General features: G+C 64.6%; 14 protein-coding genes. 6 read left to right on the forward strand and 8 right to left on the reverse strand.

Annotated features, from left to right (window positions below; genetic code table 11):
• Nucleotides 1-174: 174 nt before the first annotated feature.
• Nucleotides 175-882 (forward strand): peptidase inhibitor family I36 protein, encoded by a 708-nt coding sequence (locus ACWFRF_RS34550; RefSeq protein ID WP_452454309.1) that lies wholly within the window; start codon nt 175-177, stop codon nt 880-882.
• Nucleotides 883-899: 17 nt separating this feature from the next.
• On the opposite strand, the gene ACWFRF_RS34555 is transcribed toward ACWFRF_RS34550, so the two are convergent.
• Both ACWFRF_RS34555 and ACWFRF_RS34560 read right to left on the reverse strand, forming a co-directional pair.
• Nucleotides 900-2,450: a hypothetical protein gene (locus tag ACWFRF_RS34555; RefSeq protein WP_452454311.1), complete on the reverse strand. Its 1,551-nt coding sequence runs from the start codon at nt 2,448-2,450 to the stop codon at nt 900-902.
• An 18-nt stretch (nt 2,451-2,468) separates the two neighbouring features.
• Nucleotides 2,469-4,430 carry a UvrD-helicase domain-containing protein gene (locus tag ACWFRF_RS34560; RefSeq protein ID WP_378992415.1) on the reverse strand — a complete coding sequence of 654 codons (1,962 nt, stop codon included), beginning with the start codon at nt 4,428-4,430 and terminating at the stop codon, nt 2,469-2,471.
• A 245-nt stretch (nt 4,431-4,675) separates the two neighbouring features.
• On the opposite strand from ACWFRF_RS34560, the gene ACWFRF_RS34565 reads away from it, so the two are divergent.
• Complete coding sequence (locus ACWFRF_RS34565) at nt 4,676-5,296, forward strand: hypothetical protein (protein ID WP_452454312.1); 621 nt, start codon at nt 4,676-4,678, stop codon at nt 5,294-5,296.
• Nucleotides 5,297-5,398: 102 nt separating this feature from the next.
• Nucleotides 5,399-6,775, forward strand: coding sequence for a hypothetical protein (locus tag ACWFRF_RS34570; RefSeq protein ID WP_452454314.1), 1,377 nt, complete (start codon nt 5,399-5,401; stop codon nt 6,773-6,775).
• 31 nt (nt 6,776-6,806) lie between these two features.
• Here the strand turns inward: ACWFRF_RS34570 and ACWFRF_RS34575 are convergent, their stop codons facing one another.
• Complete coding sequence (locus ACWFRF_RS34575) at nt 6,807-7,079, reverse strand: MoaD/ThiS family protein (protein WP_378636379.1); 273 nt, start codon at nt 7,077-7,079, stop codon at nt 6,807-6,809.
• Between the two features lie 4 nt (nt 7,080-7,083).
• The gene (locus ACWFRF_RS34580) at nt 7,084-8,181 is read right to left on the reverse strand and encodes an exo-alpha-sialidase (protein ID WP_452454316.1); all 1,098 of its coding nucleotides are present in this window, start codon (nt 8,179-8,181) and stop codon (nt 7,084-7,086) included.
• A 186-nt stretch (nt 8,182-8,367) separates the two neighbouring features.
• On the opposite strand from ACWFRF_RS34580, the gene ACWFRF_RS34585 reads away from it, so the two are divergent.
• Nucleotides 8,368-9,702: a hypothetical protein gene (locus ACWFRF_RS34585; RefSeq protein WP_452454318.1), complete on the forward strand. Its 1,335-nt coding sequence runs from the start codon at nt 8,368-8,370 to the stop codon at nt 9,700-9,702.
• Nucleotides 9,699-10,583: an EamA family transporter gene (locus ACWFRF_RS34590; RefSeq protein WP_378992423.1), complete on the forward strand. Its 885-nt coding sequence runs from the start codon at nt 9,699-9,701 to the stop codon at nt 10,581-10,583. The genes ACWFRF_RS34585 and ACWFRF_RS34590 overlap by 4 nt, the downstream gene beginning before the upstream one ends.
• Here the strand turns inward: ACWFRF_RS34590 and ACWFRF_RS34595 are convergent.
• The gene (locus ACWFRF_RS34595; RefSeq protein WP_301905715.1) at nt 10,528-11,235 is read right to left on the reverse strand and encodes a phosphoribosylanthranilate isomerase; all 708 of its coding nucleotides are present in this window, start codon (nt 11,233-11,235) and stop codon (nt 10,528-10,530) included. The two genes, ACWFRF_RS34590 and ACWFRF_RS34595, sit on opposite strands and share 56 nt — an antisense overlap.
• Before the next feature lie 515 nt (nt 11,236-11,750).
• Entirely contained in the window at nt 11,751-11,891 is a 141-nt protein-coding gene (locus tag ACWFRF_RS34600; RefSeq protein ID WP_452454321.1) for a hypothetical protein, read from the reverse strand.
• A 254-nt stretch (nt 11,892-12,145) separates the two neighbouring features.
• On the opposite strand from ACWFRF_RS34600, the gene argS reads away from it, so the two are divergent.
• Nucleotides 12,146-13,912 carry an arginine--tRNA ligase gene (argS, locus tag ACWFRF_RS34605; protein WP_452454323.1) on the forward strand — a complete coding sequence of 589 codons (1,767 nt, stop codon included), beginning with the start codon at nt 12,146-12,148 and terminating at the stop codon, nt 13,910-13,912.
• A 37-nt stretch (nt 13,913-13,949) separates the two neighbouring features.
• On the opposite strand, the gene ACWFRF_RS34610 is transcribed toward argS, so the two are convergent.
• Nucleotides 13,950-14,330, reverse strand: coding sequence for a hypothetical protein (locus ACWFRF_RS34610; RefSeq protein ID WP_378992426.1), 381 nt, complete (start codon nt 14,328-14,330; stop codon nt 13,950-13,952).
• A 25-nt stretch (nt 14,331-14,355) separates the two neighbouring features.
• Nucleotides 14,356-14,883 carry a DUF3558 domain-containing protein gene (locus ACWFRF_RS34615; RefSeq protein ID WP_452454326.1) on the reverse strand — a complete coding sequence of 176 codons (528 nt, stop codon included), beginning with the start codon at nt 14,881-14,883 and terminating at the stop codon, nt 14,356-14,358.
• Between the last annotated feature and the right edge of the window lie 407 nt (nt 14,884-15,290).

The raw sequence follows: 15,290 nt of genomic DNA on the forward strand, positions 1-15,290 counted from the left end.
TGGTACTGCACTCGACAGGGTGTGGGAGAGTAGGACACTGCCGGAACATCTTTGCGAAAGGCCCTCCAACTTCGGTTGGAGGGCCTTTTTGCGTTTTCCAGCCGGCCATCCCCGCAGTTCGGTCAATCTTGGCTTCTCCCAACCTGTCTGGCCGTCTGGGACTAGCCTGTGCGTGTGAGTGCAGAACTCCCGCCCAACGAGGGCGAGCCGAAGGCGCACGTCCATGGTCGTGCCAGCCTCGATGCGCAGAATCGCAGCACGCAGAACGAGTCGTACACCCGCCAAGTGCGTTCCAGTACCAACTTCGGTGTGTGGCGACGTGACGCCGAGGTGAGCAGCAAGGGCACGAAGGAGAAGCGCCGGACCGTGCAATTGGTGGTGGCCGGTGGGTTTCTCGTCGCGGGGGTCGTCGGCGCAGCACTGGTCTTCATGGCGTTTCAACCCGACGCCAGCGGAGATGCGCCGGTGAAAGGCGGTGCCGTGACGTCGGTCGCCCAACCGGCCGCGCCGGTCGATGTCACCACGGCGGTCGTACCTACCGCAGTGAAACCGACTGTGAGTGCGACGATCTCGGCGCGCACGCCGACAGCTCTGCTGACGCAGCCATGCCCCGCCGGCACGGTCTGTTGGTGGGACATGCCCGACTTCAAAGACTTGCTTCACTCGCTACCGCACGGTGAGGTGCCCTCGATCGGACCGGAGAGCTGCCTGGAGTTGGGCGTCGCCAGTCTCGGCCCGCGGGGCGCCGGCTCGGTGGTCAACGGCGGCAGTGTCCCGCAGACGTTCTGGGAGAACGGCGACTGCACCGGACGTTCGTTCGTCATGAAGCCCGGAGAACAACTGGCGAAACTGCCGATATTCCCGTTCTCCGTCAGCGGGTAGCGGCCGCACCCCTGTGCTCAGGGATTGGGTTCGGCGGTGCGCAGGAGTTGCAGCAGACCGTGCACCGCGGCTTCCTGCCCCGCCGACAGCGGATCAGTGGCGAAGTGCATCAACTCGTTCCGTACATCGCGCACCTGCTCCACCAGCTCCAGGACCTGACTGTGATCGAGGCGCCAGCCGAGCTTGCGCCAGCGAACCGGGTCGCGCAGTAGGTACACATAGCCACCGAAGGTCAGGTGCGCCGCTTCGGTGGTGTGGGCGCGCCTGTTCTTGGGGGCCGCGGCTTTGATGTCGTCGGGATCGAGATGATCGTTGGCGGCGCGGCGCAGCCGGTTCTCTGCCTCCTCGATCAGCACGAAAGGCTTTGCCAGCATGCCGAATTGGTGGGTGAGATCCGATGCGGTGAGGATGCCTGTCACGCGCGCGCGGTCAGGGCTGCGCACGAAGATGAATCCGTTGTCGTAGATGGCGTCGATCTGGTCGAGCAGCGGAGCGTCGTGGTCGACGACGACGGCGGGCACGGTCGCTTCGGCCAGGGTCGGGTGGTCACCGGAGATATGGGCTCGGCCGATCGATTCCCAGGTGATCGCGCCGTGATAGGTCCCGTCCTGATCGATGACGGCGAGTTGCGAGAACTGATGACGCACCATGGTCGTCTTCGCGACGGTCAGGTTCACATGCGAGGGCACCGACGTCAGCGTCGCGGGCAGATCCCCCAGCCGACGGGTCATCGGTTCCGGGTCGGAGACGTTCTCCACCGCGCTGGAATCCCGTTGCCGGACTTCGCTGTCCGCCGCGAGATCGGCAACCGTGTCGGGCTCGGCATCGAGCGGCACGATGGTGACGATGTCGCTGAGCGCACCCTCGGTGAACGGCGGCCGGGTGGTGAGCCCGTTCTCGGCGAGGGCGGATTTGATCACCTCGATCGCCGCCGCGGTACGCCGCTCGAACTGCCAGTGCTCGAGCAGACTGCGGATGGTGAGTTGACGGGGATTGCCCGCAGCATGGGAACTCGCCTCGGCGAGTAGCTGGACCGAATCGGTGGCCACCTCGTCACTGTCGAATCCGGGATCCGTCCCGAACTCGGCCAGATGGGCGATGCGAGCGGCCGCATGATTGCGGTGGATTCCGCAGGCGGTGAGCAACGAACCGAGACTGGCGCGCAGGTCGGGCCGCAACGCCTCCCACACGATGTCGGTTCGCAGCCAGTCGACCTTCCTGACCTGGCGGAATTCCTCGGGCTCGGCCTCGCGATACTCGTACTGGCCGACCACCCGCCCGATCGCGACATAGCCGGTTTGCAGCTTCAGCGGCATGACAACCAGGTCGTCGTTCGCGATGTCGGTGCCGAATTTCCAGAGTTGCCCAGCCCAGTTGCCGACCACATTGGGGGTAGCGAGGGGATACTTCTCGCGCAGTGCTGCCTTGAGCTCTTCCCAGGTTCGATAGCGGCTGAGGTCGCCCATTTCGTCCCAGCCGACGATGGCCAGGCCCTCGTCGAGCGCGCGGTGTTCGCGCTGGCCGTCACGGCCCGACCGGATGAGCCACGCGCGCGGGTTGTCGTACACAGTTCTGATCCTCCCAGTTCAGTCCGACAGGTAGGCGACCCAGAGATAGTCGCGGGCGCGGCTGGTGGCGACGAGTAGCTGTCTGGCGAGCATCTCGGCTCGGTCCCTGGCGCCGCCGGACAGCGCGTCCAGGTCGGTCGGTGGTTCCTCGGTGATATGAAAGACGGCGGCGAAGTCCATCCCTTTCGCGCGGCGTACCGTGCCGACTTTGACCGGTTCGACCTGCGAGCCGTCGTAGTTCTCCAGCGAGACAGCCTTGATGCCCGCCCGGCGCAGCACCCGCAGGTATCGCGTGACCTCGCTCGGCCAGTTGACGATCACGGCGATCTCGGCCCCCGGCGGCAGGTGTGCGTCACGGAGCGCGCGGGGGAGTAGCCCGTCGATGTCGCGACGGGGGATGTGAACGTCGGCTGCCCGACCGTCCGGCAGCGTGGGATCGCTGTCACGAAGGATGACACCGGCCCCGCCATCGAGATCATCGACGGTGTTGCCCGCCTCGATACGTTGTGAATACCGCAGCACCGCTTCACGATTGCGGTAGTTCTTCCGCAGCACGCGACCGCGCCCACCGGCGAGCGGGATCCCGGCCTCGGACAGGGTGCAACCCCCGGCGTAGACCTGCTGCTGTCCGTCGCCGACCAGCAGCAGCTGTGCGTCGGGTCCGCCGCCCGCTATCTGGTGCACCAGCTGCAGTTGCCGAAGTGTGAAGTCCTGCACTTCGTCGACGACGACCATGGCGTACGCCTCGGTGCTGTCGAGTGGGCGGGCTCGAAGTTCGTCGACGGCGAGGGAGATGACATCGTTGAAGTCGTGGGCATGCCGCGCGTCCAGGACTTCCTGGTAGGGCTGATACCAGTGCTCCCAGACGAATTGACGGCGGGTCGACCGCAGGCTGATTCCCTCGCGACCCACCCGCTGCACGCGCTTGTACGACTCCAGATCGGTGATCCCGCGGCCCTTGATGACCCGATTGATCTCGTCCTGCCAGTAGCCGTGGTCGGTGCCCTCGACCCGCCCCAACACGCCGCGGGCACCTTGCCACGACTTGGCGAACGCGGCATCGACGGCTTTGTCGTTCAACCGGAATGCGACATCACGGCGGTCCAGGAACGCCATCGCCCACGCATGCAGCCCGGTGAACTCGGCGCGCCCGGCGGCGTGTGGCGCGATCTGCGCGAAGCCTCGCTCATGGTAGGCGGGCAGGCTCTTGACGAATGTCGTGAAGAGCAGTCGCCCAGGGTTGCGCTTGGCGAAGTGCGCCATGCGCTGCAACGCGACGACCGACTTTCCGGTGCCCGCCGGACCGCTGAACCGGGCAGGGCCGGTGAAGGTGGCGTGGACGAGCGGCACCTGATCGGGGTCGAGGAACGTCATCCAGTCGCTGAACGGTCTGGCAAGCGCGGAGGATCTCGCGTCCTCGCGGAGGTCCTCCTGGTCGAATAGGCCACCGGCGTCGATGGTTTCGGCCTCGGGGGCATCATCGGCACAGAGGTAGCGATGCGTGGGGAGCTTCTCCGCAGCGGTCGCCGCGAGCTCGCTGACCCGTTCAGCGCGCATCCGCTTCTCACGACGGGCCAGCGTCTCGACGAAACCGGCCTCGTCGACGACGAGATAGCGGCCGTCCGAGGTAGCCCGCGCGCCGCGCGGCATGAGCAGCACGACATCGACAGAATGCGGTACGAACTGGGCCCCGCCGACAACGAGCCTGGCGAAGGTCCGTTCGGCCTCGCCGCGGATCTTCAGGACCTCGGCCGAGCTGGGCAGCGCTTCGGTGAACACGAGTGCGAAAACCCCCGTGCGCCCCAGCGCGTACGCCGCGATCCGATCGGGCACGGGCGAACCGCTGTCCACGAGCAGATGCCAGCCACGCACAGTGAGCAGCCCTGCCAGGAACCGACGCTGCCCCGGTGTCAACTGTCGTTGTTCGGCGAGTGTGCGCTCCGCCCACCGTGCTACCCGCTCGCGATGAATATTCGGCATCGATCCCCCTCCGGATGCCGGCGCCGCGCAGCTGATGGAGCCGTAATGCGTTGAGTATCAACATAGTTGACATCGGCTGTGCAGGCATGTGGATCGGCGCCCGCGCTGGGGGCGGGCTTGCCTGCTGATCTGTTGCACTGCCGCGAGCCTCGGCCCGACCGCGGTCATGCGATCGACGTATTTCCAGCCGTGTGCTCCGTCGTGCCAAGCTGTCCGGTTCGCTTCCGTACGAGGGGATTCTGTTCATGCAACGTCATCTGGCACCTGTCGCCGTCTTGGCCGTTCTGGCCGGTGTAACCGGGTGCGGGAGCGTCGATTCGCCGACTACACCAGCCGCCGCGTCCGCGGCATTATCCGAAATCGTCGCGCTGCAGTTCGTTCCGCTGGCCCAGGACGAAAGCGCCCCGATGGACGCGCCGCGCTTCGTCACCCCGGCACCGGCGAAAGTCACCATTGCGCTCGCGACCGCTCCGGCACCCGTCACCGCCCTGGCACCCGCCACCGCGACCACTACGCCCTCGGCCGCCGCTCCACTTCCCGCCACGACGCCGGAGCTCGCGCCCGAAAGCTCCACTACAGCAGTGCCTACCACGGTGCCCACACCGAAGGAGACGACACCCGCAGTCGGTGTCGCGTGCACCCCGCCCGGCGACGACTACGCCACCGCGGCTGACGGAAGCACCCTCAAATGCACCAAAGCCGGGGGCCCGAGCGCGAAATGGGTGCAATCAGTGCCCCTGCTCGGTACTCGCACTCCGGGTGCTCCCTGCGAGGTGGGCTCGGGTGTTGCGACATCGCCCGACGGTGAGGAGATGTTCTGCCTCGGTGAGGGACCGGACACCAATGTGTGGACCGTTGTGAATTGACGCCTGACCCGAATGCTCGGGGCAACGACTTTGCTGGATTTCCGAGTCACGCCTGCTGCCATAGCGTCTCACCCGCACGGCTTTCGACCGTAGGAGTGACGGATGGTTACAGGGGTGTTGGCTCAGCGGGAGCCCGAGGTCGATGGCATCGAGCGGGAGGCCGTGGAGCGGTGGCATCCGGCGGTCCGCGTGCTCTTCCGGTTCGGGTTCATCGTTGTCGGTATCGGGATGGCGGGGGTGTGGCTGCTGCACGCGCTGCTGCGCACCCTCGGTGTGCCACAGGAGATGGTGAGCGAGGTCGCCGAATGGACGGCGTTGCATCCGCTCACCGATTGGGTCGGCACCCAGATCTTCGGTGTACCCATCGATTACACGGTCACCGGTAGCGGAGACACAGCGGCGAAATGGGTGGCTGTTTTCACCCTGCTCCTGGTTGCCGTGCCGGTGACCGCCGCCTGGTCGGTCCTCGACCGGCGCCGCCCGAACTACACGCGACTGTACGAGTGGTTCCGGTTGCTGTTGCGAATCTCCCTGGCGAGCGCCCTTGTGCTGTACGGGATGATCAAGGTGCTGCCGTCGCAGATGTCGTTCAATCTCGAGCGACTGGTCGAACCGTTCGGTCAGATGAGCCCGATGGCGGTGCTGTGGGCGCAGTCGTCGCTGTCGGAGCCGTATGAGATGGCACTGGGTGCGGCGGAAGTCGTTGCGGCGCTTCTTCTCATCCTGCCGGTGACCGCGGGGATCGGGTCTGTTCTTGCTGTCATTGTGGCGTTGCAGGTGCTCCTGATGAATCTCACGTTCGATGTGCCGGTGAAGCTGTTCGCCCTGCAATTGTTCTTGTACGCAACAGTATTGGCCGCACCGGATGTGATCCGGATCGTTCGGGCCCTACTCGGCCACACCGTCGTAGCTCGAACGTCGACACCCTTGCTGTCCACTGCGCGTGGCAACCGAATACTGCTGGCAGCCCAGGTGCTGATGGGAGTGTGGCTGCTCGGTGCCACGACCGTCGAGGCATACGACGGCTGGCACACCTATGGCAACGCACGGCCCAAGTCGCCGCTCTACGGCATCTGGAACGTCACCGAGTACTCGATCGCGGGCGAGCAGGTGCCCGCACTGGTCGACTTCCGCCGATCACCGTCCAACAGCACAATGCCGAGCGCCACCGAACGATTCCGCCGCATCATCTTCGATATCCCCCAGGGCATGACCGTGCAGCGGCTGGACGATTCACTGGTCTCCTTCCCCGCCCGAATCGACACCGACCAGCACACCCTCACGCTGTCGAAAGACACGGCGCACCAATGGAAGCTCGCGACATTCAGTTATGTACAGCCACAATCGGATCGGCTGATTCTGGAGGGCATCCTCGGTGGGCGTCCGATACGAATGCAGCTGGACCAGGTTGATCTGGCACAGTTTCCGGCTGTTTCGCGGGGATTCCATTGGGTGCAGCCAGCGCCCTATTACCGGTAGCAGGATTCATTGCACCCCAATGGAATAGGTCTCATCCGCCGGCAACCGACGGGATGATCATCACCTCGGTACGTGCGCCGACAGCGGTGTCCTGGCCGTCGAGAAGACGGCATTCGTCACCGTCGATATAGAAGTTCACGTACCGGCGCAAAACCCCGCGTTCATCGCGGAGACGGCGCTCCAAACCGGGTGATCGTTCGCGCAGCGCATCGAGGACCTGTTGCAGAGTCGCACCGTCGACATCGAGTTCCTTGGCGCCGTCGACATAGGTGCGGAGCATGGAGGGCAGGCAGACGCGAGCCATCGCGCTATCCGATGACCGCGGCGCGCACGCACAGCACGTCGGGCAGCTTGTCGGCCACGAGCCGCCAATGGTCGCCTTCGTCTGCGCTGCAATACACTTCGCCGTTGCGAGTGCCGAAATAGATGCCGGTCGGGTCGGCGTCGTCGGCGCACATGGCATCGCGCATGACCGCAGCCCAGAACGGGACCGTGGGAAGGCCGTCGTTCAGCTTCGACCACGTCTCGCCGCCGTCCGCACTGCGATACACCGCGCAGACCGCATCGGGCGGAAACCGGAAGCGATCCATATCCGCCACCAGTGGGAAGGTGTAGATCACCCCCGGCTTACGCGGATGCGCGACGATCGGGAAGCCGAAATTCGACGGCGGTAACCCACCGTCGATCGACTGCCAGCTCACACCCGCATCGGTGCTCCTGAACACCCCACCGTGGTTCTGCAAATACATAGTGCTCGGCGACTCGGCATCGAGAGCGACCTTGTGCACGCACTGCCCCCATTCCGGCAACTGGCCGGGCATGAAGTCCGCGGTGACCCCCTTGTTCGTCGGCGTCCACGATTCGCCACCGTCGGCAGTCTGATAAACCCCACCGGTGGACATGGCCACCGCCATCCGCTGCGTATCGACCGGATGCGGCAGCACAGTATGCAAGGCCAACCCACCACCACCCGGTTCCCACTGCGGCCGATGGGGATGGTCCCACAACCCTCTGACCAGCTCGAACGTCCGGCCACGATCAGTTGACCGGAATAAGGCAGACGGCTCGACACCTGCGTACACCACATCCGGCTCGGCCTCGGTAGCAGGCGCAATCTGCCACACGCCGACCAGCGCGGCCCCGGTGTCCTCGGGAAATGCCAGTGGCGCGTCATCCGGCTCGCTCCACGTCTCCCCGAGATCATCACTGACCACCAATGTGGGCCCGAAATGACTGTTCAACACCCCGGCAAGAACCCGTGGCGTCCCGCGCCGGGTATCAATCGCCAACGCCTTCACATCAGCCACCGGGAACTGTGGCGGCGACACCGTCCAACTGGCCCGCCCATCCCGGCTACGAGCCAAGAACAAACCCTTACGTGTTCCGATCCCGAGCAGCACGTCCATCGCGAACCTCCGGTTGGTCACCCGCAACGCCGATATGCGTGACACTACGCCGCCCCACCGACAGGACCTGCGGGTTCATAGGTCGTTCGCCACGGTGCTCGTGAACTCAATGGGCATCTGGGAGCATCTAGTAGGTGAAAGAACCTGGGCTGGAATGGGTTCGACACAGATCGGTTAGGTGGGGACATGTCCAATCTCGATGAACGCATGAGACTGGCGGTCGAGTGGTTCGAGCGTTACCAGTTCTCTGATGGCGCGGGCGGGGCAGGCTGGGGCTGGGTCCATGATGTGCCGCCGAATCCGCAGAACACCGCGGAGGTGGTGTGTGCGCTGACCGCGGCAGGCATTCCCGTTCCGCGGGCAGCCGAGGTGCTGCATCTGGTACGTCGGCAGATGATCGTGCCGCCCACCGCGGGTGCGGGGGAGTTCACGGGGCCGATCGATATCGCGTGGCAATTGCGGGCGATGCACTGCCTCGGGGTGGCCGACGCCGATTCCGACGTCCGCGAGTGCATCAGGACGTTGATCCAGGAACAGGATGCCGAATCGGGCGGGTATCGGATGTCCGGATCGGTCGGCCCCGTGTCCCTGACCGCGACGACTGCCGCGATGCACGCACTCGCCCCGTACGCGGCCGACGACGTGGAAGTGGCGCGGGCGACGCTGCGCGGCGTGACCTTTCTGGCGCTGACGATGCTGTCCGACGACGTCCGCGCCGAACCGCTGTACTCGGCGGCACACATCGCCACGGTGCTGGCCCGTCCCGAGTACGCGTCGGTGGGCGGCAGGCGGGCGCGGCGGGCATCCGAGCTGGCGATCGAACGGATGCTCGACGGGCTCGCCAGCGGTGCCAACTGCAACGGGGACGAGCATTTCCTGCGTGGCGATGTCGCCCACATCTGGACCCACCTCGGGCTGCATGCGGCAGTCGGTGCCGTGCTGGTCGCCGATGGCACACTGATCTTTCATCCGGCGGTCCGGGTTGCGTTGACCGCGTTGTTCGATTTGCAGGTGATGACTCAGCAACTGCCGAGTCGCGGCGGATTCCGGACATCGAGCGAGGGGTTCATCACCGCATACTCGACGACCCTGGCTGTCGAGGCCATGGTGCACGCGCGAACCGCGGTCGCCGAAACCGTCAACCCCGGCAGGGTTTTCGACCTGATCTGCCAGGTCGACGGCGCGCACCACAGCGATGGCCGGGTGGTGACCGAATGGGGGTCACGCCGGCTGGTGATGAACAGCCATGTGGGCTTCGCGATGTTCGTGCTGGCATCGGCCGCCGGATTGACGATCGTAGGGCTCGGAGCCCTGTTGAAGGCCGGCCTGGCCGAGGAGGCCCCGCTCCCTGAGCGTGCTGCCGCGGGTGGCTTGATCGTGTGGGGCACCTTCGTGCTCGCGTTCGGCACACTAGCCTGGCTGACCAGCCGATTCCCCAACTTCTCCCAGCGGGCTATTGCGGCGGGCGTCTTCGGCGGGTTCACTGCTGTGGTGCTGCCTATCGTGACCTACATTTTTTGACCGCAGTCCGGTCATCGCTCACCCGATCGTCGCCGTGGATCATGCTCGCGGCGACCTTCGTGTGGGGCATGTCGAGCGCCGCGCTGGCGGCGCTCGAGGGTTCCCTCGCCTCCTCGGCGCTGGTCGCCGCCGGGGGCGGAGTGACCTTGCTCCTCGTCGCGGGTGCACGCCGCCAAGGCCCGATTCGAACACTGCTGGAATCGCCCGGCCTCTATGTGCGATTGGGCGCGCTCGAGGCAGCCAACTTGCTGCTGTTCGTCGCAGCGTTGAAATGCGGACCGTTGCCCGTGGTGGTGGCGTTGCACCTGATCGCGCCGTTGCTGTTGCTCGCCGCCGAGATAGTGCGCGGGCGGCGCCGACCGACGGTGCTCGTCGGCGTCGAGTTCGTGCTGGTCGGTGCCGCGGTGGCAGTGGCGGTACCCGGCAGCTCGGCTGAAATCGGTATGGACAGAGCGCTGTTGGGCTGTGTCCTCGCGGTCGGTAGCGCGGTGTGTGTCGCGCTGCTGGTCAGCCTCATCGCCCGGGAGTCGGCACAGCGACCGACGATCGCGTCGGCGGGATGGCAGTTGGTGGTGGCCAGTGTGCTCGGCGGTGGACTGATCCTGACCGATCCACCGGACGCTCGGACCGCCGGATCGCTCGTCCTGGTCGGGGCGCTACTGCTCGGACCGGGTTTCTGCCTCTATTGGTTGGGCCTACGAGGCTTGGACGCGACAACTGCGAGCATCATCGGACTCAACGAAGCCGTTTTCGCGGCCGTGGTGAGTGCGATCTTCACGAACACGCCGATCACAGTGGGTGCGGTGATCGGCGGGGCGCTGGTGCTCAGTGCTGTTGTGCTGGATGACAAGTCGAGGCGAGCTCCCGGGTCGCGGCTTTGACGAATTCAGCACATGCCGCCTTGGACTTGTTGCCGCCGGCGTCGTCGACGCCGGTGTTGACGTCCACACCATAGGGCTGCACAAGGTCGATCGCCCTACCGACGTTGTCCGGGGTGAGCCCACCGGCCAATGCCACATCCTTGCGCCCGGCCATCGCTTCGACGATCTTCTTGCTGATGTTCCAGTCGTGTGTCTGCCCGGTTCCCCCGAGACGGCTGGGCGTGCGCGAGTCCAGAAGGATAACGTCGCAATACTTGGCGACATCCTCGACGGCGGAGAACACACCCTCGTCGGTGACATGAACCGCCCGCAGGATCTCGCGATTGCCCCTGTGCTCGTACACCTTTCGCAAGTTGGCTCGATTCACCAAGCCGTGCACCTGGATAGCCTCGACATCGACCGTCTGCGCAAGCTGCAAAATCGCGTCAGCGTCTTCGAGGTGGGTGACCAGCACACGCTTCACCGAGCGTGCGCCGACTCGGCTCGATACCTGCGCGGACAGGGCGGCGGCCTGCTCCGGTGTGAGCGCGTCCTCGCTGAAGTGCGTGATGCCAGAGATGAACCCCACGGCATCGGGCCGAGCACTCAACGCCGCAGCGAGGTCGAGTTCGGACCTGATACCACAGATCTTCACCTGGACGCGTTTTTCCATATGGTCAACCCTAGTATCAAGGTGCTTCGTGAGTGGGGTACGGAGGGTCTGGTCACAGTAGATGCGGTCTCGCGGATACACGGCGGGGCGTAGGTCTGTTGGCTGTACTTCCTCGTCCCAGATGTATGGGCTCTGGAACGGGCGCAGCGACTTTATTGACGACTCCTCACTGCTCCGCTCGACATTGCTCCACCGATTTCACAGCGATGCATTCCATCCACTTGCGTTGAACCTCACCAGAAGTCGGTGCTTCACCACACTGTGTGCCGCACCGCCGATAACCCGGGACCGGAGAGCCATCGGGGTAGGTGCAGTTGGTTCCTTGCGCATCACACTGGTAGTCGCGACCGTGCGGGTCTTCGTTAGCGGTGGGCTGTGGACAGCGTGGATCCCCGACTACGTACGACTGATCGCTGTATATCGCGGTGCCGTTCTCGCAATACAAGAAGGTCGGCTCTGATTGTTGGATCGCGGGTGAGGATGCGGGTGGTGCTGGTGAGGCGTGCGGTGTCAACTCAGCCGAAGTGGCCGGGGTGGTGGCTTCTGGGAGGCGGGTCGACGACGTCGACGCAGCGGGCCCCTCGGACAAAGGCGCGGACGCCGTCGTCGACGACACCGACCCCGGAGGTGTTGTCGTCGGCGGGTTGCCGTCGCATCCTGCCAACGCCAATGTGGCCGCGGCAATCAGTCCGACAGCGAACCGGCCAGCAGTGACGGTCATCAGCACACCTTCCTGAAATGCGTTGGTCTTCGCAGGTCAGCGTACGTCTGTAGGTGGCATGTGCTTGCTACCGAGCCTGCTGCCCTACCAAGCCCAGTGCAGGGAGGCGCGATCTGCTGAGTCGCGGCCGATATTCCGCTTGATGTGCTTGGGACAATGAGTTCACCATCCACGCGAAAGGAACCCAAGGTGAGCTCTGCCGGTATTGTGCCGCTGCTCGGACGTGTCGCTGCCGCTGTGTCGGAGGCGATCGTCCGAGTCCGTCCGGAAGCGGCGGATGCGGACCCGGTAGTGCGACGTTCCGATCGCGCCGACTTCCAATCCAATGTCGCGCTGCCGTTGGCGAAGCGGGTCGGCATCCCGCCGACGCAGCTCGGCGCTGAGCTCGTCACTCAGATCGATCTCGCGGATGGTGTGATCGCTGATGTACAAGTGTCAGGCCCAGGGTTCTTGAACATCACCTTGGCCGATACAGCGGTGTGGCAATCTGTCGCAGCGCGCCTGGCCGATGACCGGCTCGGCGTCCCCACCGCCGAAGACGGGCAACGGGTCGTCATCGACTACTCGGCGCCGAACGTCGCGAAGGAAATGCACGTCGGGCACCTGCGGACCACCATCATCGGTGACAGCCTGGCCCGGGTCTTCGGGTTCCTCGGCGCCGATGTCATCCGTGCGAACCACCTGGGCGACTGGGGTACACAGTTCGGCATGCTCATCCAATACATCGACGAGCACCCCGAATCTTCCTGGCATACAGAGGAACTCGATAAGGAAACCAGCTCGGTGTCGGCGCTCGACAGCCTGTACAAGGCGGCCAGGAAACAATTCGACTCGGATTCAGGCTTTGCGGACCGGGCCAGGACTCGTGTGGTTGCCCTGCAAGCCGGTGACCCTGACACGGTGTCCCGTTGGCGGGAGATCGTCGCGGAGTCCGAGAAGGCGTTTGGTGCGATCTACGACCGGCTCGGTGTGCTGCTCACTCCGGACGACTACTTCGGTGAGTCGTTCTACAACGACAAGCTCGCTGATACCGTCACCGAGCTGCTGGACAAGGGCGTCGCGGTCGAGAGTGACGGTGCGGTCGTCGTACTGTCCGAACAGGTCAAAGGCCCCGATGATCAGCCGGCGGTCCTGATGGTCCGCAAACGCGACGGTGGCTACGGCTACGACAGCACCGACCTGGCCACCATCCGGTACCGCATCGCCTCACTGCACGCCGACCGGCTGCTGTATGTCACCGACTCGCGGCAGGCTCTGCATTTCCAGCTGGTATTCGAAGCGGCACGGCGGGCAGGCTGGCTCACCGAGGCGATCGAAGTTGCTCATGTCGCTTACGGCACCATCCTCGGGCCGGACGGCAAACCGTTCAAAACCCGTGCGGGCGGGACGGTTCGGTTGATGGACCTGCTCGACGAAGCGGTCGGGCGTGCTCGTGTGGTGGTCGCCGAGAAGAACCCGGACCTGTCGTCGGCGGAGCTCGACGCGATCGCCGAGCAGGCGGGAATCGGTGCGGTGAAGTACGCGGATCTGTCGACATCCAGGGTCAAGGACTACACCTTCGACCCTGACCGGATGACCACGCTCAACGGCAACACCGGCGTCTACCTGCAGTACGCCCACGCCCGGGTTTGTTCGATCCTGCGCAAAGCTGATGCCGCAACCTCGGCGATCGTGGATATCGGCGGGCCGATGGAACCAGCGGAGCGGGAACTCGCTCTGTGCCTCGATGGCTACAGCACTGTCCTCGCCGAGGTGGCCGACACGTTGGAGCCACACCGGCTGGCGGGCTATCTATACGAACTGGCCCGCGCCTACACCAGCTTCTACGACTCGTGCCCTGTCCTCGCGGCTGACGAACCGATCCGGTCAAATCGAATCGCGTTGTGCCAGTTGAGTGCCCGCACTCTGAAGCTCGGATTGGGTCAGTTGGGAATCGCGGCACCGCAGCAGATGTGACTGCCTGTCGGGTCGACCGGTCAGCGGCAGACGTGGATCAGTAGCCGTTGCCCAACGCGTTTGTTGCCTGCGCTTGGGCTATTTGCTGGTCCTCGTACTTTTTCACGGAGATTTCGATGGTGTCCCGGATCAACGTCAGCACCTCGATGTGCTCTTTGAAGGCGGTGTCGAAATCACGCTCTCCGCCAATGGCCTTCATGCCGAGCATCTTTGCAAGCTCGTCAGCTGCATTGAACCGGCCGAGACCAGACACCGAGGAGACGTACTGTAGGTCGTTCTTCAGTTGGACAAAGAGGTCGATCTGCTTGTTGCTTGCGTCGCGACAACTTGTCGCGACCGAGGGGTCGAGGTAGAGGCGGCCTGCCTTCGCCTCTTCGTTCAGATACTGCCAGCGGGACTTCTCGTCTTCTGAAGTCATGACACCCCCCCTGATTTCGAAAGTTCTATTTGGGAAAGAGCGGGACGATCGCTTCCGCGATCGGTTGCAGTCGTTGGCATGGCGGCACTGACTTCTCTTTGACGCCGCTGTTGAGCATGTCGAGTTGCGTGAATCCAGTCGACGTCGGGAAGACGATCGAGCAGTCTTCGTTAGCGTCGTAGTGGCTTTGCCGGAACTGCACACCGTCGCGGCCTGCGATCACGACGTCCTTGAACTCGATGTTTGTCGACTTCGCCCGCACTTCGTCGACCGTGTGGATCGTTGAAAAGACACCGATACCAAAGCCGGAGGGGTAGTTAGCGTCATCCCACGCGCAGATCTTCCAGCCTGGCTCTTCTGCCCCGAGGATGCCGGATCGCTTCGACGCCACGTCGAGCCCCAATCTGGTCAACATCGAGTCCGGGATCTGACTGCACGGGTCCCACAGTGCCGCGGTAGCCGCCGCTGGGTCAGCCGAACTCGGCTGTGCGTTCCCGCTCTCGGTGGTGGAACACCCCGACACCGCGAGTACCCCACACACCACCGTGGTCACCACTGCAGACCGTCGCCGCACGAGCATCCTCCGTCTTTCCCGATCACTGAGCCATACCGTCCGGCGGACCCCGCTCCAACCCCATGGCCGCTCCGAGTCCTCCCGACACCCGGCCACCCCGTCATTCCGCATAGCCTACGACACCGCCCCACAATTTCACGCTGGCGAGTTCCCGCCGCTCGTGAGACGCCCACAGCCGAGCCATGCTCCGCCGTGTGAGGCCAATGTGCCAAGAAGATGGCACTCCTTCACGTCCTTAGACGCACCGAAGCCCCTTCCGGTTCCATCGATTTCACCGCACATACCAACCCCGTCGTATCCGCTACGCTCGGCGATTGGCACTGCGTGCCGCAGGTCTTTCCTGCCGGTTCTTTTCGGTGGTTTCGACCTGGTCGATCAGGTTCGAC

The sequence above is a fragment of the Nocardia sp. NPDC055165 genome (assembly GCF_053606985.1).